The sequence below is a fragment of the Cyanobacterium sp. Dongsha4 genome (assembly GCF_036345015.1).
GTDB lineage: Bacteria > Cyanobacteriota > Cyanobacteriia > Cyanobacteriales > Cyanobacteriaceae > PCC-10605.
Genome location: NZ_CP084098.1, coordinates 2137137 through 2156811, shown reverse-complemented (window position 1 = coordinate 2156811; position 19675 = coordinate 2137137). Strand labels below are relative to the sequence as shown.

At 34.5% G+C, this 19675-nt stretch carries 19 protein-coding genes; 8 read left to right on the top strand and 11 right to left on the bottom strand.

What is annotated here, in order from left to right; genetic code table 11:
* Positions 1-60 precede the first annotated feature (60 nt).
* Positions 61-1168, bottom strand: a protein-coding gene (gene prfB, locus Dongsha4_RS09370) for a peptide chain release factor 2 (protein WP_330202147.1) whose coding sequence is annotated in 2 segments (ribosomal slippage) — positions 61-1095 and positions 1097-1168 — 1107 coding nt in all. Because the reading frame shifts where the segments join, the coding sequence is not laid out codon by codon here.
* Positions 1169-1483: 315 nt separating this feature from the next.
* Here prfB and Dongsha4_RS09365 point away from each other — a divergent pair.
* From Dongsha4_RS09365 to Dongsha4_RS09355, 3 genes are all read left to right on the top strand, one after another.
* Positions 1484-2722 (top strand): DUF445 domain-containing protein, encoded by a 1239-nt coding sequence (locus tag Dongsha4_RS09365; protein WP_330202146.1) that lies wholly within the window; start codon positions 1484-1486, stop codon positions 2720-2722.
* A 150-nt stretch (positions 2723-2872) separates the two neighbouring features.
* Positions 2873-3691, top strand: coding sequence for a prepilin peptidase (locus Dongsha4_RS09360; RefSeq protein WP_330205413.1), 819 nt, complete (start codon positions 2873-2875; stop codon positions 3689-3691).
* Positions 3692-3957: 266 nt separating this feature from the next.
* The gene (locus Dongsha4_RS09355) at positions 3958-6096 is read left to right on the top strand and encodes a caspase family protein (protein WP_330202145.1); all 2139 of its coding nucleotides are present in this window, start codon (positions 3958-3960) and stop codon (positions 6094-6096) included.
* A gap of 8 nt (positions 6097-6104) precedes the next feature.
* Here Dongsha4_RS09355 and deoC read toward each other — a convergent pair whose 3' ends face one another.
* The 3 genes from deoC to Dongsha4_RS09340 form a co-directional block, all read right to left on the bottom strand.
* Positions 6105-6788 carry a deoxyribose-phosphate aldolase gene (deoC, locus tag Dongsha4_RS09350; RefSeq protein ID WP_330202144.1) on the bottom strand — a complete coding sequence of 228 codons (684 nt, stop codon included), beginning with the start codon at positions 6786-6788 and terminating at the stop codon, positions 6105-6107.
* A gap of 118 nt (positions 6789-6906) precedes the next feature.
* Positions 6907-7221, bottom strand: coding sequence for a DUF2973 domain-containing protein (locus Dongsha4_RS09345; RefSeq protein ID WP_330202143.1), 315 nt, complete (start codon positions 7219-7221; stop codon positions 6907-6909).
* 81 nt (positions 7222-7302) lie between these two features.
* Positions 7303-7626 carry a DUF2605 domain-containing protein gene (locus Dongsha4_RS09340; RefSeq protein ID WP_330202142.1) on the bottom strand — a complete coding sequence of 108 codons (324 nt, stop codon included), beginning with the start codon at positions 7624-7626 and terminating at the stop codon, positions 7303-7305.
* Between the two features lie 170 nt (positions 7627-7796).
* On the opposite strand from Dongsha4_RS09340, the gene Dongsha4_RS09335 reads away from it, so the two are divergent.
* The 4 genes from Dongsha4_RS09335 (at position 7797) to Dongsha4_RS09320 (ending at position 11107) form a co-directional block, all read left to right on the top strand.
* On the top strand, positions 7797-9020 hold the full coding sequence (locus Dongsha4_RS09335) for a DUF790 family protein (protein WP_330202141.1): 1224 nt from the start codon (positions 7797-7799) through the stop codon (positions 9018-9020).
* 557 nt (positions 9021-9577) lie between these two features.
* Positions 9578-10063 carry an allophycocyanin subunit alpha apoprotein gene (locus Dongsha4_RS09330; protein ID WP_015219770.1) on the top strand — a complete coding sequence of 162 codons (486 nt, stop codon included), beginning with the start codon at positions 9578-9580 and terminating at the stop codon, positions 10061-10063.
* 96 nt (positions 10064-10159) lie between these two features.
* On the top strand, positions 10160-10645 hold the full coding sequence (apcB, locus tag Dongsha4_RS09325) for an allophycocyanin subunit beta (RefSeq protein WP_015219769.1): 486 nt from the start codon (positions 10160-10162) through the stop codon (positions 10643-10645).
* Between the two features lie 258 nt (positions 10646-10903).
* Complete coding sequence (locus Dongsha4_RS09320; protein WP_015219768.1) at positions 10904-11107, top strand: phycobilisome linker polypeptide; 204 nt, start codon at positions 10904-10906, stop codon at positions 11105-11107.
* A 271-nt stretch (positions 11108-11378) separates the two neighbouring features.
* Here Dongsha4_RS09320 and ychF read toward each other — a convergent pair whose 3' ends face one another.
* The 5 genes from ychF to Dongsha4_RS09295 form a co-directional block, all read right to left on the bottom strand.
* Entirely contained in the window at positions 11379-12470 is a 1092-nt protein-coding gene (gene ychF, locus Dongsha4_RS09315; RefSeq protein ID WP_330202140.1) for a redox-regulated ATPase YchF, read from the bottom strand.
* Between the two features lie 448 nt (positions 12471-12918).
* Positions 12919-13563 (bottom strand): viroplasmin family protein, encoded by a 645-nt coding sequence (locus tag Dongsha4_RS09310; protein ID WP_330202139.1) that lies wholly within the window; start codon positions 13561-13563, stop codon positions 12919-12921.
* 83 nt (positions 13564-13646) lie between these two features.
* The gene (locus Dongsha4_RS09305; RefSeq protein ID WP_330202138.1) at positions 13647-14402 is read right to left on the bottom strand and encodes an amino acid ABC transporter ATP-binding protein; all 756 of its coding nucleotides are present in this window, start codon (positions 14400-14402) and stop codon (positions 13647-13649) included.
* Positions 14403-14438: 36 nt separating this feature from the next.
* Complete coding sequence (locus tag Dongsha4_RS09300) at positions 14439-16175, bottom strand: glycosyltransferase family 2 protein (RefSeq protein WP_330202137.1); 1737 nt, start codon at positions 16173-16175, stop codon at positions 14439-14441.
* A gap of 253 nt (positions 16176-16428) precedes the next feature.
* Positions 16429-17472, bottom strand: a complete 1044-nt coding sequence (locus Dongsha4_RS09295) for a hypothetical protein (protein ID WP_330202136.1) — start codon at positions 17470-17472, stop codon at positions 16429-16431.
* Positions 17473-17687: 215 nt separating this feature from the next.
* Between Dongsha4_RS09295 and Dongsha4_RS09290 the strand changes: the two genes are divergently transcribed.
* A complete protein-coding gene (locus Dongsha4_RS09290; RefSeq protein ID WP_330202135.1) occupies positions 17688-18779 on the top strand; it encodes a TauD/TfdA dioxygenase family protein in 1092 nt (363 codons plus the stop codon).
* Here Dongsha4_RS09290 and Dongsha4_RS09285 read toward each other — a convergent pair whose 3' ends face one another.
* Entirely contained in the window at positions 18780-19124 is a 345-nt protein-coding gene (locus Dongsha4_RS09285) for a DUF86 domain-containing protein (protein ID WP_330202134.1), read from the bottom strand. It lies immediately after the preceding gene.
* Positions 19108-19452 carry a nucleotidyltransferase family protein gene (locus Dongsha4_RS09280; protein WP_330202133.1) on the bottom strand — a complete coding sequence of 115 codons (345 nt, stop codon included), beginning with the start codon at positions 19450-19452 and terminating at the stop codon, positions 19108-19110. Before Dongsha4_RS09280 ends, Dongsha4_RS09285 begins: the two co-directional genes overlap by 17 nt.
* Positions 19453-19675 lie beyond the last annotated feature (223 nt).

Sequence of the window (19675 nt, the reverse complement as noted above, 5' to 3'; positions counted from 1 at the left end):
AAAGGCAAAAGTGTTTAATGAACTTCTTCCTAATACTCCAATACCCCAATACCTCAATTCCTAATTATTTGTGCCTTCCCTCAAATATGCTTCAATAAAAGCCTCTAAATTACCATCTAAAACATCATCGACGGCGGTTGTTTCCACATTGGTGCGCACATCTTTTACTAATTGATAAGGATGAAACACATAATTTCTTATTTGATTACCCCAAGCGGCTTCTACTATATCCCCTCGAATATCTGCGATCGCTTTTGCCCTTTGTTCCTCTAAAATAACTAAAAGTTTACCCTTTAAAATAGCTAAGGCTTTTTCCTTATTTTGAAGTTGCGATCGCTCCTGAGTACATCTGACCGCTATACCCGTGGGAATATGAACAATTCTCACCGCCGTTTCCACCTTATTAACATTCTGCCCTCCTTTCCCCCCTGCCCTAGAGGTAGTGATTTCTAAATCTTTTTCAGGAATATCAACCTTAATGGCTTCCTCTCCCAAACTAGGCATCACATCCACCCCAGCAAAGCTCGTTTGACGCTTTCCATTGGCATTATAAGGAGAAATTCTGACTAGACGATGAGTCCCTTTTTCTCCCTTCAGATAACCAAAAGCATATTTTCCATCTATCTCTAAAGTTGCCGACTTAATCCCTGCCTCATCCCCTTCGGAAAGTTCCGTCAAAGTTACCCGATAATTCTGATTTTCCGCCCAACGGGTGTACATTCTTAATAACATTTGCGCCCAATCCTGAGCATCTGTACCACCAGCACCAGCATTAATTGTTAGAATAGCACCTTTTTGATCATAAACTCCACTCAATAATTGCTGTAATTCCCATTTATCTAAATCTTGGGCAAGAGATTTTAAATTACATTGAGCCTCGTTAAATAATTCTGAGTCTAATTCCATCTCTAACAACTCAACAATCGCCTTCGTATCTTCCAAACTACTTTGCCATTGATGAAATGTATCCCATAAAGACTTGAAATCATTTAATTGCTGTAGAGTTTCCTGTGCCTTTTCTCCTGTTTCCCAAAATTCTGGTTGTGCGGCAACTTGTTCTAAATCCCTAATTTTTGCGTTGAGATTAGGTAAGTCAAAGATAGTCCTGAGTTTTACCCAGGCGCTCAGAGATTGTGCTTATATCTTTCTTTAGTTCTGATAATTCCATTGCTATTGAATAAGTGTGAGAAAAATTACCGACAACACCAGATAATATCAAAAAAACTGACGATTGTCGAATCTCAACAAACTTTAAGAATCAAAAATATTAAATTTATTCAACTTATAGTAAAGTTACTTTTCGATTGGGAAATATCTTTATAATTTGCGTTAAAATTGTTAAAAAAGACTAATTCTGTGACCGATCATTAGTAATTAATAAATTCAAAGATTAAAATTTAGCATCTGCTAAATAATTTTTGGTAAAAGATTGGTCTGTTTTTCGTTTATCTGCAAATTTGTTGTCATATTACTCACATAGGGAATGCCCATAGAATTTGATTATTGGTGGCGTATTATTCTCCCTCCTGTTGCCGGGGGAGTGATTGGATATTTTACTAACGATTTAGCCATAAAAATGCTATTTCGCCCTTACAAACCTATTCATTTATTGGGGAGAAGATTACCTTTTACTCCCGGATTAATTCCCCGTAATCAAGAAAGGTTAGCTAAAAGAGTTTCCGATACAATTATGAATTCTCTTTTAACACCAGAAGAATTGCAAAAACTAGCAAAAAGACTTTTACAAATTGATAGAGTTAAGTCTGCTATTTTATGGTTATTACAATTAGCATTAAAACAAATCAAAGAGGATAAACAACAAAAAACAGCTAAAATTTTAGCAGATATTTTAAGAGATTTATTTGGTGATTCAATCCCTAAACTTTTAAAAACTTTATCCAGAAGAGGGGATTTTTTAGAAACTCAAATTAATCAAATATTCGATCGCATCTTGTTAGAATTTAGAATGAATGAAAGTCAAGCGAGACAACTATCAGACTGGCTTTTAAAGGTAGTGTTTTCCCCCGACTTAATTAGACAAGCATTGATTAATTTTTTGACGGATAGAAACATAAATGTTATTGATGAAGGATTTAAAGAAAAAACCAGTGGTACTTATTGGGTAGTAGCCAATTTATTTGGTGTAAAAAATGCCCTAAGTCGTTTAAGAAGTTTTTGTTTGGATGATAAAGAAACCGCTAATACAAGAATTCAAGAATTATTATTATCCTTAGAAATTAGAACGAGATTAAAAGAATTTTTCCTCGATTTATCTTTACAAAATTTACCCGTAGCCACCGTCAAACAATTAAGGGAAACGACTAATAATGCCGTTAGGGATTATCTTCAGGAAAAAGGAGTAGAATTACTCCATGAATTTAGTTATAGTATCGACTGGGATAAAATTTCAGTATTAATCGTTAATCGCTTACAATCTTCCAGTGTGGTTAATAGTTCATTAGAATTAATCAGTGAAGAATTAGCCTTAATTTTAGAGCGTTATTTAGAAGAAGATTTAGAAAAAATTGTCACCGAAGCTATCCCGATTTTATCCATTGATCAGGTTATCATTGATAGAGTTAATGCTACAAGCCCTGAACAATTAGAAGTAGCAACCCAAAGTATTGTTAAAAGTGAATTACAAGCCATTGTCAATTTAGGTGGTGTTTTAGGAGTTTTTATCGGTGCATTGCAGAGTTTGATATTATGGTTTAGTAATTAGCTTAAACACTTATTTACGATGTTAGGTTGAGGTAGGTTTTGGCAAGTATGGGCTTAGGGTATTAGGGTATTAGGGTATTAGGGTATTGGGGAGAAACTAATTAATTACTTCTGCCCTGTGTATCGTTACCTTTTTAACTTCTAATTACTGATTGAATTCGTGGCTAATTTTTTGACTCTGTTAATAGTATTCAGTTTTGGTGCATCTATTGGTAGTTTTCTTAATGTGGTAATTTATCGTATCCCAGAAAAGATTTCTCTTGTTTATCCTCCATCTCGATGCCCCAAATGTAAGCACCCCCTTGGTAAAACTGAGAATATTCCTGTGGTTGGTTGGTTATGGTTAAAGGGTAAATGTCGTTGGTGTCATACCCCTATTTCTCCTCGCTATCCTTTGATTGAAGCAATGACGGGTTTTTTCTTCGTTTTGATTTTTCAGCATTTTGGTTTCTCTTGGTTAACTCTGGGTTATATGACTTTTATTAGTTGGTTAATTGCTTTGGCGTTAATCGATTTTGATACCATGACTTTACCTAATTCTCTCACTCAATCAGGATTGGTTTTGGGTTTATTTTGGCAAGGATGGTTGGGTTTTAACCTCAGTGATGGAAGTGTCAAAAGTTTAGTTTTATCTTTGTTTTCTGCTATCGTTGGCGGTGTAGTGGGAATTTGGTTATTTGATACTATTTTAATTGTTGGTAGTATCGTATTTGGTAAGGCGGCAATGGGGGGTGGTGATCCCAAGTTAGCAAGTATGATAGGAGTATGGTTAGGATGGCAAGGAGTTTTAATAACTGGTTTTTTGGCTTGTGCTGTAGGTACAATTGTTGGCATAGGTGCGATCGCATTTCGGTTGATGAAAAAAGGACAACCCATGCCTTTCGGACCTTATCTAGTCATAGGTGCAATTATCACGATGTTTTGGGGAGATTATCTAATATCTAGCTACTTAGAATTAGTCGGCTTATGAGAAAAAATACATTCTATTCCGTAAACTTGAATTCTATTTCCATCTAAGATTATCGGAAAAATTTATCCTCGTCTGTTGGGAGAAATATTCAAAGTGAGGGGAAAAAATTTTAATCGAAATTGCCATAGCTGAAAAATATCTCTAATTTTGCTAGGATTATTTCAGCTAATTAGACTACAAATATTGCCATTAGTTTTCATTTATTACTAACTTACTTATTTCTCTAGTAAGATTTTCTCACCCTAATCCAATCAAAAAAAAGCTCAATGATTAATTTTTCCAGACGCAATTTTCTACAAGGAGTAGGATTCTCTCTCGCTTCTCTATATACGTGGAAATATCAAGCAACTACAGCCTATGGTAAAACTTTAGCTGAATCTAATACTCGTAAATTAGCCTTGTTGGTGGGTATTAATCAGTATGCCTATGGAGATAGTCTTCATGGTTGCGTCACGGATGTTGAGTTACAAAGACAATTGTTAATTCATCGTTTTGGCTTTTTTCCCGAAGATATTGTTGTTTTAACTGATAGACAAGCTACTAGAGAAAATATTTTAACAACTTTTCAAGAACATCTTTGCCTTCAAGCTAATGCTAATGACGTAGTGGTTTTCCACTTTAGTGGCTATGGCAGACAGGTTAAGTTATTTTCCAGTGATGATAACCGCAATTTAGTCGATAGTTTAGTAGTTTATGATAGTTTACGCTCCGATTCTGAGTTTCCTCATCCATTTGTCGATGATATTTTGTTAGATACTTTAATCAAATTAGCAGAGTCATTAAAAACAACTAAATATACCCTTATTTTAGATACCAGTTTTATTCCTTCACCCCTAACTATTCGGAATAAATTATCTTTGAGATCTTATGATTTTCAACCTAACTTAATTATTAGTGAAAAAGAGCAAGAATTTTATCAAAAATTAGTCAAAAGTAATAGTAATTCAATTATTAAAAACAACCAAAATAAACCTTTACAAGGACTAATTTTATCTCCTTCGCAAGACAGTATTTCTGTTGAAATAAATAGTCTCAATTTTAAATCTGGGTTATTCACATACAACCTAACTCAATCCCTATGGCAAGAATTTCCTTCCACAGCTAACTTAGCCCTAATGAGAAATATTGCATCTCAAATGGCTTTATATCACGGAAATAAAGAAAAAATAGATTTTACTACTGACAATAAAAGTGACGTTTTATCTTATCACTTGCCCCTTGAAATAAAGAATCGTGGTTCAGCAATGGTAACTAAAATTATTGAACCTAATCTCATAGAATTAGAGCTACTAGGACTTCCTTTATTAGTATTATCTAATTATTGTTTAAATTCTTGTTTTAGAATTGAGCATAATGAGCAGTTTGCTGTTGTACAAATTAATTCTTTACAGGGAAACAAAGCAAAAGGAATTGTTATTCAAGGGGATAAAAACTTGCTTAAAATTAATACCATTTTGCAGGAATATATCAGAGTGATAAATCAAGATACTGGTCTAAATATTGCATTAAATGATACTCTTGAAAAAATTGAAAAAGTTGACGCTACAAGTGCTTTGAGCGTAATTGATAATGTTGTATCAATTAGTAATATTGGTGAAACTTTTGCCGATTGTATCCTTGACAAATTAACCTTAGAAGAGGGAAATATTGACGGCTATGGCTTATATTCTCCCACAGGAGTTTTATATCCCAATACAACACCTCAATCTCCTCATGAAGCAGTTTCTACGGCGGTTAAACGCTTAACTAAACCTTTAAAAACGACTCTTGCTTCTAAATTATTTAACCTTACATATAATCAATATTCTTCTACTTTACCAGTGAATATTGCTTTAGAAATTACTCACGATAATATTTCTTCAACTCATTCTAAATATACTTTTAATAGTAAGTTAAATCAGCCCCATGAATCAACCAATGTTCACCCAGATAATTTACTAATTAATATTCCTTTAGGCAGTCAATTTACAATCAATATTAATAATGAAACTGAAAAAGATTTATATTATTTACTCTTAGGAATTAATTCATCCAGAGAAGCGATCGCATATTTTTCTCCTTATTCTACTTTAATACCCCCTCAAGATAAAATTTCTATACCTGAAAATGCTAGTCCTTTAAAATGGATTGTTAACGCAGGTAAAGGTATCGGAGAATTAATCATTATTGTTAGTCAATTCTCTTTTGAAAATACTCTGAAAAATATAGACAAAATGATAGAAATGAAAAAAGATATGGAACAAATAATAATATTAGAAAATCCCGAATTAGTTGCTAAATCTATATTACAGGACATTCATCAAAATGGTGATGTTAATCCACAATTATTCAATAACTATAATGATATTTATGCTCTTAATATGAATAAATGGGCAACTTTTAGATATGTATATGAAATTAGTTGAAACCTGAATTAACCTTCTTGATTTTTTTGTTGTCTAACTAATTCCACTCCCTTAGAAGTGCCTAAACGAGTCGCTCCGGCATTAATAAGTGCGATCGCATTTTCTAAGGTTTTAATACCTCCAGAGGCTTTTATTTCAATTCTGCCCTTTGTAATTTCTTGAAGAAATTTAACATCCTCCACCGTAGCACCACCAAACCAACCTGTGCTAGTCTTAAGAAAAGAAACCCCCGCATCCATACAAATTTCAGCCGCTAAATGCTTTTCTGTTGGGGTTAAAATGGAAGTCTCTAAAATAGCCTTAACAACTTGTCCTGTTTCTTCCACAATAGAAGCCATCTCTTGATAAATTAACTCAGAATTACCCTCCCTTAACCATCCAAGATTAATAACAACATCCAACTCCTGCGCCCCATTTTCTACAGCTTCTTGAGCTTCAAAAATCTTACAATTAGTGGTGCTACCCCCAGAAGGAAAACCGATAACAGTACAAACCTTCGATTTTTGATTATGAAGCAATTCCGCCGCTACCTTCACCGCCGAAGGATAAACACACACCGAGGCAAAATTGTATTGCATTGCCACTTTACATCCATTTTCAATATCTTTGGTTGTAGCTGTTGGTTGTAAGATGGCAAAATCAATATAATCCGCAATATCAATATCAGTAGCCGAAATAAAATTACTTCTCATTAATCAATTTTTAATAATTAGGGGTTAGGAAAGAGGTGATAGGTTTCGGGTTTCAGGTTTCAGGTATTTTTAGTTGTTAATTATCTTTGCCCTTTGCCCCTTGCCCTTTGATTACTAATTAACTTTCATCTTCTGTTGAGCGAGTTTGACTAGGAGATGATTCATAAAGAGAATCTAACTTTTGTCTTGCATCTTCTACAGATACAGAACGAATTACTAATAATGGCTCATTAATCGGTTTACCTTCTTCGTCATATAATTCGGGATGACTAGCCTGATATGGAGAATTTTGACGGGATTTACTAGGCCTAGGAGTATCAGTCCAAGCCCCCCTTTGAGTATCAGCACTAATGGTAATTAAACTGCGAATCAAGTTGCTGATAGCAAAAAAAGCAATAACCGTAAAAGCTAAAATATAAATAAGATGTAACATTTCAACCTCTTATCAATAGTTACTATATAGTTTTTATATATCGAAATTTTAGAAAAAAAGACCAACCCGATTGTTAATCAATCATTCACCTTTTTGTTTTATTTCTCGCCACCTTCGAGCAACATCCCAACATTCTGCTACTAATTGATGCCAAGGTAATAATACCTGAGTATCAACTCCTGCTTGTCCATCGGTGACATTAAAAAGCATTCTTGCTGTTTCAACCTCTCCTTGAGCTTGTTTTAATCTGGTTAATAGCCGTGTTTGTTCTTCTTCAGAAAGAAAAGGCATATTTTCCGACTCTAACAAGGAAGAAGAACGGGAAAACCAGTATTTAAAGTCCTCTAGCAGAGGCAATAAAATTTTCCTAAGTAGTTCTTTTTCAGTGGGTTGAGATGGTTGCATAGTGGTATTTTTTCTGATACTTATTCTACTATTCTAGTTGTTATCTTAACTAAATTTACAAAATTTTACAGATTTCTCATTATCTGTCAGAACAAAATTTAGTCCCCCAATTTCCAATTTTTTGTTAGGGAAAGAGACTCGTTAAATTCTAATTCGTATAAACTGAGATAATGTTAAAAAGTGATTTATTAATTTACCGCTATAGTGGAGAAACTATTGTTCCTAAAAAGTTACCTTTACAGCCTCGTTTTATTGATTTAGCGTGGGAGCAAATAGACTGTTTTGAAAGCTATCTCGGCAAAACTCAGGGAGAATTAGATGCAAAACTGCAAGAATTAGAAGGGGATAGCCCAGACTATCGAGTTAAGAGAGGGTTAGCTCATTTACTCAAAAGTAATTTTTCCCAATTTAACATTATCAGTCCTCTTGAACCTCAGATATTAAGACAAAAAGTATTTGAAGCGGCGGCAAAATTACCGTCTATTCCGCAAAATCGCATTAAAATCCTAGATGCGATCGCATCTTCTTTAACCGCAGAACTACATAGAGAAGTTTTACCCCAAGAAATAGAAAAAGGACTTTATGCCGACTTACTAGAAAACAGAATTTTAACTGAATTTGATGCTCCCTCCCCAGAAACTTTAATACATCGCTATAACCTCTCCCAAGTACAAGGCATTTTTTACCGTGCTAGTCATATCCTCATTCATGCCCACCGTAATGACCCCGGAGAATATAAACTTTTGTTTCGTTATCTAAAATTATTTCAATTAATGGCATACATCGAAGGAGATGCAGACACAGGATTTACCATTACCATTGACGGACCTACCAGTTTATTTAAAGTCAGTAATCGTTACGGTTTAGCCCTAGCAAAAATGATACCAGCCTTACTCCATGTAAGCAAATGGAAACTAGAAGCCAAATTGAAGATGAAAGACTTTTACAGTAAACGAGAAAAAATAGGTCATTTTTTTTTAGACGACAACTGCGGTTTAGTAACCCACTATGCCAACAACAAAACCTATGACAGTCTCCTAGAAGAATCCTTTGCTAAAGGATGGGAAAAACTAAAAACCCCATGGCGTTTAGAAAGAGAAGTCGATTTAATCCCCTTACCCGGTAGTGTCATGATTCCTGATTTTCGTCTCGTACATCCTGATGGAAGAGATTTCTTACTAGAAATAGTTGGTTATTGGCGTCCTGAATATCTACAAAAAAAGTTTTATCAAGTACGTCGAGCAGAAACTAACAACTTAATCCTCGCAGTATCCGAGCGTTTAAACCTAGCTAAAGCAGGAGTCAATTTTAAAGATTTACCCCATAAACTTATTTGGTTTAAAAATAAATTGTCTCCTAAAGAAGTCCTAAACATATTGCCAGATGAGGTGTAATTCATTGCAAAATAGCCAAAGTCTCCTGAGTCCAATATAACCTGAGTTCAGGCTAAATTTTCATCTATGAGTGATGATGAAGAGGGCAAAAGGCAAAAGTGTTTAATAAACTTATCCCTAACACTTGCAACCTGACACCTGAAACCTAACCTGAACCGATATTCTAAAACCGAACTGAGGTTAAATAAAAATATGAACCCTTACTCCTTATGTTTCCCCATTAAAATATATTTCCTTTAACCCTTGCCCTTTGCCCTTTGACCTAATCTCTTTCGCTATTTTTTCTATCTCCACCAAAATATATTGAAGGAAAATTGTTAAAAAGTATTAAGAAAATGAGGCGAAAGGTAGCATCATATCGCAAAATAATCACCGAAGAGATGTTAAGCCTCTGACAAAAAATAATCAGTAAAAGTAACCTCAAAAGGTTATACTGATTAAAAGAAAAAACTCAGCAAGAAATTGAATGGGGTTTTTCAAATCTCCAGACCAGCTTAACGGAATTTCTGGTTTAATTAATAAATAGTATTTAACAAATTATTTGGAGGAATCCATAAATGAGTATTGTCACGAAATCCATCGTGAATGCTGACGCAGAAGCACGTTACTTAAGCCCCGGTGAATTAGACAGAATCAAAGCATTCGTTACCTCCGGTGAAGCTCGTTTACGCATCGCTGAAACCTTAACTGGTGCTCGTGAGCGTATCGTTAAAGAAGCTGGCGATCGCCTCTTCCAAAAACGTCCTGATGTTGTTTCTCCTGGCGGAAACGCTTACGGTGAAGAAATGACCGCTACCTGTTTACGTGATATGGACTACTACTTACGTTTAATCTCCTATGGTGTAGTAGCTGGTGATGTTACCCCCATCGAAGAAATCGGTTTAGTTGGTGTAAAAGAAATGTACAAATCTTTAGGTACTGACGTTGGTGCAGTAGCTCAAAGTGTACGTGAAATGAAAGAAGTAGCCACCGCTTTAATGTCCGCAGAAGACGCAGCAGAAGCTGGTACTTACTTCGACTACGTTATCGGTGCTATGCAATAGGATTGAGATTTTATTTCGTTCTCTCCTATTTAACCAATAATATTACTCTGCTAAAACAGTAAGCAAAAGTTCATTTAAGTAAAAAAGGAAATAACAATGCAAGACGCAATTACTGCCGTAATCAACTCTTCTGACGTACAAGGTAAATACCTCGACGCTGGTTCTTTAGGCAAACTCAAAACCTACTTCCAAACTGGACAACTCCGTGTTCGTGCAGCTAGTGTAATTAGTGCTAACGCTGCTACCATCGTTAAAGAAGCTGTAGCTAAATCTTTATTATACTCCGATGTAACTCGTCCTGGTGGAAATATGTACACCACCCGTCGTTACGCCGCTTGTATTCGTGACTTAGACTACTATCTCCGTTATGCTACCTATGCAATGTTAGCTGGTGATGCTTCTATTCTCGATGAGCGCGTATTAAATGGTTTAAAAGAAACCTACAACTCTTTAGGTGTACCCATTAGCTCCACCATTCAAGCTATCCAAGCAATGAAAGAAGTTACCGCTAGTTTAGTCGGTGCTGACGCTGGTAAAGAAATGGGTGTTTACTTCGACTACATCTGCTCTGGCTTAAGCTAATTTGACTAGAAATTTTAGTCACAATTAACCGCTTAAGGCTTAACTATTGAGGTTAGGAATGTCCAGAGTGAGTGCTAGTTTAATTGAAACCTAATTGTTGGCTTAGTTGATTTAGCATTGACTCTTGACTCCTGACCGTCAGATAATATAAATAAGATTTTAGTTTTGAAATTACTAATCCAGAAATAAAGCTGGAATCAAAAATTTTTTAAGATTATAGTTTCAGGTTTTTAATAACTATTTAAGGAGCTTTGCCCCATGAGAATGTTTAAAGTAACAGCTTGTGTTCCAAGTCAAACCAGAATTAGAACTCAAAGAGAATTACAAAATACTTACTTTACCAAATTAGTTCCCTACGAAAACTGGTTCAAAGAGCAACAAAGAATCCAAAAAATGGGTGGCTCTATTGTTAAGGTTGAATTAGCAACTGGTCGTCCTGGCACTAATACTGGCTTAAAATAGACCTATTTATAGGCAGATTTAATCAGAATCTAAATTAACAATGAGGGTGGAAATTCGTTATTCTGCTCTTATTTTTTGCTTTGATTATTTAAGATATATTAAAGGCAAGTAAGAGCCGTGTGAGGTGAAAATCTCATGCACGGTTTTGAAAAAGTTTTGAAAGAGAGGCTTAAAAGGGCATCTTGAGAACTAATCTTCTAACGCAACGGGCAACAGCGTTTAATTAATATTTCCCTAATCCCCAAAAACTCCTCATCTCCTTTTCTCCTCATCAAACATTAAAACGGAATAACATCACATCTCCCTCTTGTACAGTATATTCCTTACCCTCAGAGCGCACTAAACCTTTTTCCTTTGCCGCAGTCATACTACCACAGCCAACTAAATCTTGATAACTGACTGTTTCCGCACGGATAAAACCTCTTTCAAAATCAGAATGAATCACCCCTGCCGCTTGAGGTGCTGTCATACCCGCCAAAATAGTCCAAGCACGGGTTTCTGTTTCTCCTGTGGTTAAATAAGTACGCAATCCTAGTAAATCATAAGTAGCTTGAATTAAAGACTGCAAACCACCTTCACTAACTCCTAAAGACTCTAAAAACTCCGTTTTTTCTTCGGGAGATAATTCCACTAATTCGGATTCCACTTGTGCAGAAATTACTACTACCTTAGCATTTTCTGTTTCTGCTTGTTGCTTAACTTGGTTTACCCAGTCGTTACCTGTTGCCAAATCCTCATCACTAACATTTGCCGCATAAATAACAGGTTTAGCCGTCAACAACCCCAGAGGTTTAATAATTGCTTTTTCTTCCTCTGTTAATTCTACTAAACGAGCAGGTTTACCCTCATTGAGTATGGGCAAAATTTTCTCTAAAATTACCACTTCTTCTCCTGCATCTTTCTCTTTTTTCGCCTGTTTTCTCTGTCTCTCCAGGCGTTTTTCTACCTGAGATAAATCTGCTAAAGACAACTCCAAATTAATTACATCTATATCACGAAGAGGATCAACCGAACCAGAAACATGAATAATATCATCGTCGTCAAAACATCTTACCACATGAACGATCGCATCTACTTCTCTAATATTAGCTAAAAATTGATTCCCCAACCCTTCTCCTTTACTTGCCCCTTTCACTAAACCTGCAATATCCACAAACTCAATACGGGTAGGAACTATTTTTTGGGATTTCGACAATTTTGCCAAGACTTCCAAACGCTCATCAGGTACAGCTACAACCCCCACATTCGGCTCGATAGTGCAGAATGGAAAATTTGCCGCCGTAGCTTTTGCATTGGCTACCACAGCGTTAAAAAGGGTTGATTTGCCCACATTTGGTAATCCTACAATTCCCGCTCTTAACATAAACTTCTTTTTCTCTTACTAATCCAAACCTTATTATTAAGCATTTCAGGACTAATGGTCAATCAGAATCAAAAATTAACCTGAGTCGATACAAGATTGTCGATTAAGGTAGGCAATAGGAAAAACCCTTCTGTATCTTTCCTTTCAAGGGAAGAAGGGTAACAGGCAATAGTGCTTATAGTTGACATAAACTACGGTTAAATTGATTTTAAATACATTTTTTCGCAATTTAATGATTTTTTTTCAGAGAAAATTTCGCCAATTCTAAGTTTCAACTCCTTATTGTTCAATACTTTTGTCATCAAACTCAGATAGGTCAGATGTTAGATATTTGTATTACTAATTAATGGTTAATTACCTTTGCCCTTTTAACTTTGCCCCTTGCCCTTTGATTCCTAATTTTGGCTTTTCCTCACAAAAAATCATAACTAAAGTCATCAATGCCCATTTATTTTCTGCCAAAATCCGCAGGAATTTCTCCCCATTCTTTACTATTCCATTTCAAAATTTTATTAGAATAACTGTTATTTGATAACCATTCTAAGGCTCTATCTAACAAGTTAAATATTTCTTTATTACTTGAATTTCTTATTAAAGTTGTTTTGACTTTTTTATTTTTTACCCATGAAATAGCCGTGCGAGAATCAGAGTAAATAGGTATATTTTTATTTTGTTTTTTGAGATACGCCAAACCGTGAACAATAGCCAAAAATTCGCCTAAATTATTCGTTCCATTCTTCATCGGGCTTTTGTGGAAAATTTCCTCATGAGTTTTAGTATCAACTCCCCGATATTCCACTATACCAGGATTTCCTAAACAGGAAGCATCAACACAAATGCTATCCATAATGATAGAAGAAGAGATTAATTTTTCTTGGCTAAGTTTATTTAAGTTTCTATTATTTTGTAAAGATTTTCCTGTAGTATGTCCTTGAGAATTAAAAGCACTTTCTGCTTCTAAAAGAGTTTTATAAGACTTATATCTAGCTCCACTAAAATTGATCACTTGTTGCTCACATTCTTTCCAAGTATTAAAAATACCTGTTTTTCTACCTTGCCAAACAACATAATATTTTTTATTATTTTTACTCATTTTCTCAATTTTTAAAACATTAACTCAATACTCAAATCTGACACATTGATGCGATCGAACATTTTATATTGAACACAAGTCATTTAAAAATTAGTCCGTTTTAAAAAATTTTTAAGACGCTCACTTTTTGGTTGAGAAAAAATTTGATGGGGATTTCCCATTTCTTCTATAATTCCTTGATTAAAGAATAAGACTAAGTTAGAAACATCTCTGGCAAATTGCATTTCATGGGTAACGACAATCATTGTCATTCCTTCTTCTGCTAGTTGTTTCATAGTGGTAAGAACTTCACCTACTAACTCTGGGTCTAAAGCGCTGGTAGGTTCATCAAATAGAATAATATCAGGTTGCATACATAAACTGCGGGAAATGGCAACTCTTTGTTTTTGCCCCCCTGAAAGTTGTTGGGGATAAAAATTAGCTTTGCTAGATAATCCCACTTTATCAAGATAGTGTAAAGCCATTTCTTTTGCTTCTTGTGGGGATTTTTTTAATACTTTTTGGGGTGCTAGTGTGAGGTTATCTAAAATTGTCAGATGAGGGAATAAATTAAAATGTTGAAAAACCATGCTTATTTTACTTCTTAGCTGACGCAGTTTACTATTACTGATAGTATGATCTGAAATATCAATACCCATAACTTGTAAAGTACCAGATGTAACACTTTCAAGACGATTTAAACAACGAATAAATGTAGTTTTACCACAACCTGAAGGTCCGATAATTGACACCACATCTCCCTGATGAAATTCAACATTAACACCTTTTAAAACTTCTAAAGTACCATAACTTTTGTGGAGATTTTTACAGATAATGATTGGCAAAGAGGATTTCGTCATAAGATGTCTTTTTAATATATCTTGATTTGTATTTACTTAAAAACTTCTAGGAGGGTATGCAAAAGTATAGTCATTTTCTAAACTGAGATTTGGAGAATAGAATGGATCTTTTAATAGTAACTCCCCCCAGCGTTGTCGCATAAACTCGATCTCTTGCTGAAATCTGAAGAACTTTTCATGGGTGCTATCTCTGCCACGAGATGCGGATCCCATATGATATAATTGTGCAAAAGGAGTCCAAATATTACGATAACCAGCATGACGGATTCTAAGACATAAATCTACATCATTGTAATTAACAGCGAGGGAATCATCCAAACCATTGACTTCCCAGAATACTGATTTACGAACTAATTGACAAGCACCGGTGACTGCACTTAATTCTTGTTGTAACCCTGCTCTGCCCATATATCCTGGGTTTTTAGGCGATATACCCGTAAATGAATGCCCTGCTATTCGATGTTTCCCCAAACCGAGTACAACACCCCCATGCTGTACCTTATCATTAGTATAGAATAATTTCGCACCGACGACACCAACATCAGATTTTATAGCAAAAAATGCCATTTCTTCGAGCCAATGAGGAGTAATAATTTGGGTATCATTATTTAAAAGACACAGAAGTTCTCCGTTTGCTTCTTTTGCAGCAAGATTATTTAAACGGGAGTAGTTAAATATTCCTTCATCTCGAATAATATTTACTCCTTTTTGTTCTAAATGTGTAAAAAACTCTTTGATTTCAGGATCTTTGCTACCATTATCTACAATAATTATTTCGTAAGAAGGGTAAGTCGTCATAGAGTAAATTGAATCAAGACAAGGTTTGAGCAAATCAACTCTATCCCGAGTCGGTATAATAATCGAAACTAAAGGGAGACTACTAGAAAACTGTGGTTCGATACGATTCATTCCTTCAAGTTCAGGGTGTGGGACTACTATCCCCGGTAAATTGTTCCTTTTCAAATAATCCGACACACTTTTAATTCCCGCCGTAGCCGCATAAGGTTTGGTTTTCGGACTGAAAGATGTACTTGTATTTGACATTCGCCAGTGATATAAAACACGAGGAATATGAATAATTTGCTCAGGTGCGAGACGTTCAATACACCTCAATGCAAGATCATAATCTTGAGCTCCTTCAAATCCTTCTCTAAAACCGCCAATTTCATTGACTAAATTAAGACGATAACAGGATAAGTGAGCGACTAAATTATGTGCTAACATTAATTCAAGATTAAAATCGCACTTAAAATATGGTTCGCAATGCTTTCCATTTAGCGATAATTTATCATGGTCAGTGTAAATTAGACCTACATTAGGATTTTTTATAATAGCTTCGGCAACAAACCAAAGAGCCAATGGATTCAACACATCATCATGATCTAGTAATGCAACAAATTCTCCCGTTGCCAAGCTCAATGCGGAGTTACTCGCCGCAGAAATATGACCATTACGGCTACGAAAAATTACTTTGATACGTGAATCATTTTTCTCGTAACTACTTATAATATCTTTTATCTCGGAAGTTTCTGAGGAAGCATCATCAGCGATACATAATTGCCAATGGGGATAAACCTGTTTTTTAACACTCTCGATTGCTTCTATGAGATGCTTTGGGTCTGGATTATATACAGGCATAATAATGGAAATAAGGGGGGGTTTATGCCATGAACTGGTTATACTTTTGAATACTGGATAGTCTTTTGATTTTATATCATATTTCTTAAGCCAAATGTGATATATTAATGGTGTTATTTCCTTCGGTTGAAACATTGAAAGAAAAATTTTTTTACTTTCTTTTGATTTAAGACTAGATACAACTTTAAAAAAATATTTGGGGTTAAGAAAAAGTTTTTTTAAATATTTTAAGCAGTTCTGCAAAAAATTACGAAATAAATAAAAATACGGTCTTAGCATTAAAATATATGATTTTGATTTAATTAAGTAACATATTTATCTTTGATTATTTATTAAAAATCTGCAACGAGATATATTACGAATACAAGATTAATGTATTCGTTTAAGTTTATGGGCGCAATCTTATCATATCGATCATCTTTATAGTAGGATGTGCTGGAAACAATGCCCAATCTAACATACTGTGATACCACCACCACCCCTCCCAAGCCCATGGTACATTCTGTAAATGTGTTTCCAAAAAATCGAAATATCCTTGCATATCTTGTTCAATATTGGTTAGTGGTGGCATAGCCTTTAGATGAAGATTATATCCTTCTGTCAAATTGGTATAAAAAAGGGCAAAATAGACGGGAACTTTCGCTTTTTTCGCTAATCGTAACATTCCTCCTGCATTTATCCGAATAGGAAGTCCTAATAAATTTAGAGGAGGGAATTTGCTGTTTATGTGATGGGTATCACAAGCCAACAAAACCACATCTCCGTTAGCAAAAGCTGTTTTTGCACTTTTTATCAAATTACGTTTATCATCAGTGTAAATAATATTCCCCCCAGATAATTTTAATTTCTCGTCTATAGCTTTATGTCTAAGATACTTATACCGAGTGACATGACGATAATGCAAATGTTTAAATGGATTCGCCCCGACTGTTATCAAACATATTCCTATAGAACTAAGAATTATAGGTAATATATCTTGGTGAAAAGTATGATAAGTAAGGACTAATCCCCCCTTCTTTGCTATTTGTCCTAAAACTGAAATGTCATCAATTTCTACATATCGTTGTAACCATTCTTTATCTATTTGGGAATATCTAAATATGTTTAAAGTACTAAGTCCTTTACTAGCTTCCCATTGATTTAAGATAATTTTCGCTTCAGCCAAATTAACTCCGAGGGCAGTCTGAAAGGATGACAACAAAAGAGGATGTAACCTACGAAAAGGAGTCAATATACGTCCGAGTTGATGAGCAATGCTATTTTGCACAGAGTAATCTAATGGTAAAATTGCCACAATACTAGCTATTTTAAACCGTAGCCGACGGCATAACACCCATATAAGGTCTTCGCAGAATTTCTTGACCAGATTGAGTTTTCGTTTAATTTTTTTAAGAATATTTGGAGCGATATTCCACTCAATAATTTTTTTCACCTGATTTTTTATATCTTCACTTTATCTTTTTTTTAGATTGATTCAAAAAAACAAACTATATGAGACTCATTAGATGACGTCAATAGGATGTTCGATTTAAAAGATTTTACTTGACTAATATTTGGTAAAAGCATAGCATACATAGTATTCTTCTTCACTCAATCTATGATTAAATCAGTTATAAAAAATATTGTTTATATAGAGTAATTATCAAAATGAAAACAAAACCATTGTCAAATTATGGAGCAAGTGTTGGAGTTGAAGCCTATGATATTGACTGGGATTGTCAAGAAGAAATTATCGAACTGGGTAAATTGTGTGCTTCACAATGTATTGTCTTTGTCAATCAAAATATTCCTGTAAAAAAAATCAATGAAGTTATGATTGCTTGGGGAGACCCCAGTATGGCTCTTATTCATGAAGCAATTATTTCTAAAAAAGTTCATGGCAGACACTGGAGAGAGATATTTCTTAATGTAGGTTATCCGAATAAAGAAATCGATGAAAATATGCCTAAATATGCAAGTATTATAAGTTACAAGAAAAGTAAGAAAAATAGACCATTAGGTTTTTTTCAGAATGGGGAATTGAACTGGCATAGTGATCAATGTGCATTTGATGATGGTCAAAGAATTATCGGACTTCAAAGTTTAAGTGGAACTGAAAATAGTCAAACACAGTTTTTGTGTACTCATGATGCCTATGAATCTTTGAGTTCCCAGATGCAAAGTATGGTTAAAGAACTTATTGTGAAACACAAGTGGGTTGACAATTTTATGGCTCCCGGACTCAATTCTCTCCAAAATGTCACTCTTCGTTACAACATGATTCCCATGGATGGAATGGAAACGAGGCTTTATAGTGAAACAGCTTCTGGTTTACCCGGAATGAAAATCCCTAGCCATAGTTTTGACGGATTTGTGGGGATGTCGAGGGCAGAGAGCGATCGCATCATGGATGAAATCAAAAAAGTCACTTATAAAGAAAAATATATTTACACCCAGAATTGGCAAGATGGACAAATTGTATTTATGGATCAAGAAATTACCTTACATAAAAGACCAACTAATATTCAGGATGGAGACCAAAGAACAATGGCTCGATCTATTTTTTATGTAAATAAAATTTTTAACAGTCAAAAATCTCAAAGATTAACTCATATCAGATATAAAGGAGATTTCTATAGTGTAGATGATTTCATTGATCTAGTTGATAAAGATAGAAAAAGAATTTTTGAAGAATGGAATAATAAAGGAAAATTGGGCATTAGTGAATCGAGCCACGAATTCAAACATCTAAAGAAATAATTAGTAAGTCTTTGTACTTAGTATAAGTTGAATTTGCTGATCTAGTTTAGGGATTTGATTTATAACCACATTCCAAACTAAATCATAGTCAACTCCAAAATATTGATGAATTAACTTATCTCTCATTCCAGCCATTTGTTTCCAAGGAATTTGATAGTGGCGTTGTCTAAAATCATCAGGCAACTTTTTTGTTGCCTCGCCGATAATCTCCAGACTTCTGACGATAGCTCTGGTTAAAGTTGGGTTTTTCACGAATGTTTGTTTCTCCAATCCTTTAGATACTTCCAGAATAAAAGATGTTTCCAGTTGAATATGAGCTAAATAATCCTCAAGAGAATGACACATATTCCACCTCCGCCAAAATCCTATGCCCAAAAATAGGACTCAAAGATTCAGGAGTTAATACATCCACTTTACGCTCAAATAACTCTTCGAGAAAAAAACATAAATCCATAAAATTAATAAAAGTTTTCAACGATGGTTCAAACTCTACGAGCAAATCAATATCACTCTTTGGTGTCGCTTCTCCTCTTACAAACGATCCAAACAAACCACATCTCTTTACTCCGTAATTTTGTAAAGTTTTCTGATGATTTTGTAACTGCCGAAAAATATCGTTTTTACTCTCTACGAAAGCCCTCATATACTCTTCTCCTAAATAAACTATTGTCACATTTATTTTATATATTTTATCTAATCAATTTCCGATAAAACTTTTTTGCATCCACTTAATTACACAAGAAATACGACTAAACATCAGTTATATTGTACTGTTATTACTTATAAATTAAAATAAATGCTAATAATAACAAGTTTCTATTTATATGAGGTTCTGTCTTTTTCTGATAAAACTTATTTGTGATCTCAAACATTTGGGTTATAATCCTGTGAAAATA

Coding starts and splice junctions, on each gene's coding strand:
- Dongsha4_RS09355 (WP_330202145.1), top strand. CDS start 3,958: ATGATTAATTTTTCCAGACGCAATTTTCTACAAGGAGTAGGATTCTCT.
- Dongsha4_RS09310 (WP_330202139.1), bottom strand. CDS start 13,563: ATGAGTAAAAATAATAAAAAATATTATGTTGTTTGGCAAGGTAGAAAA.
- Dongsha4_RS09300 (WP_330202137.1), bottom strand. CDS start 16,175: ATGTTTCAACCGAAGGAAATAACACCATTAATATATCACATTTGGCTT.
- Dongsha4_RS09365 (WP_330202146.1), top strand. CDS start 1,484: ATGCCCATAGAATTTGATTATTGGTGGCGTATTATTCTCCCTCCTGTT.
- Dongsha4_RS09305 (WP_330202138.1), bottom strand. CDS start 14,402: ATGACGAAATCCTCTTTGCCAATCATTATCTGTAAAAATCTCCACAAA.
- Dongsha4_RS09330 (WP_015219770.1), top strand. CDS start 9,578: ATGAGTATTGTCACGAAATCCATCGTGAATGCTGACGCAGAAGCACGT.
- apcB (WP_015219769.1), top strand. CDS start 10,160: ATGCAAGACGCAATTACTGCCGTAATCAACTCTTCTGACGTACAAGGT.
- Dongsha4_RS09290 (WP_330202135.1), top strand. CDS start 17,688: ATGAAAACAAAACCATTGTCAAATTATGGAGCAAGTGTTGGAGTTGAA.
- Dongsha4_RS09285 (WP_330202134.1), bottom strand. CDS start 19,124: ATGTGTCATTCTCTTGAGGATTATTTAGCTCATATTCAACTGGAAACA.
- Dongsha4_RS09335 (WP_330202141.1), top strand. CDS start 7,797: ATGTTAAAAAGTGATTTATTAATTTACCGCTATAGTGGAGAAACTATT.
- Dongsha4_RS09320 (WP_015219768.1), top strand. CDS start 10,904: ATGAGAATGTTTAAAGTAACAGCTTGTGTTCCAAGTCAAACCAGAATT.
- Dongsha4_RS09340 (WP_330202142.1), bottom strand. CDS start 7,626: ATGCAACCATCTCAACCCACTGAAAAAGAACTACTTAGGAAAATTTTA.
- deoC (WP_330202144.1), bottom strand. CDS start 6,788: ATGAGAAGTAATTTTATTTCGGCTACTGATATTGATATTGCGGATTAT.
- ychF (WP_330202140.1), bottom strand. CDS start 12,470: ATGTTAAGAGCGGGAATTGTAGGATTACCAAATGTGGGCAAATCAACC.
- Dongsha4_RS09345 (WP_330202143.1), bottom strand. CDS start 7,221: ATGTTACATCTTATTTATATTTTAGCTTTTACGGTTATTGCTTTTTTT.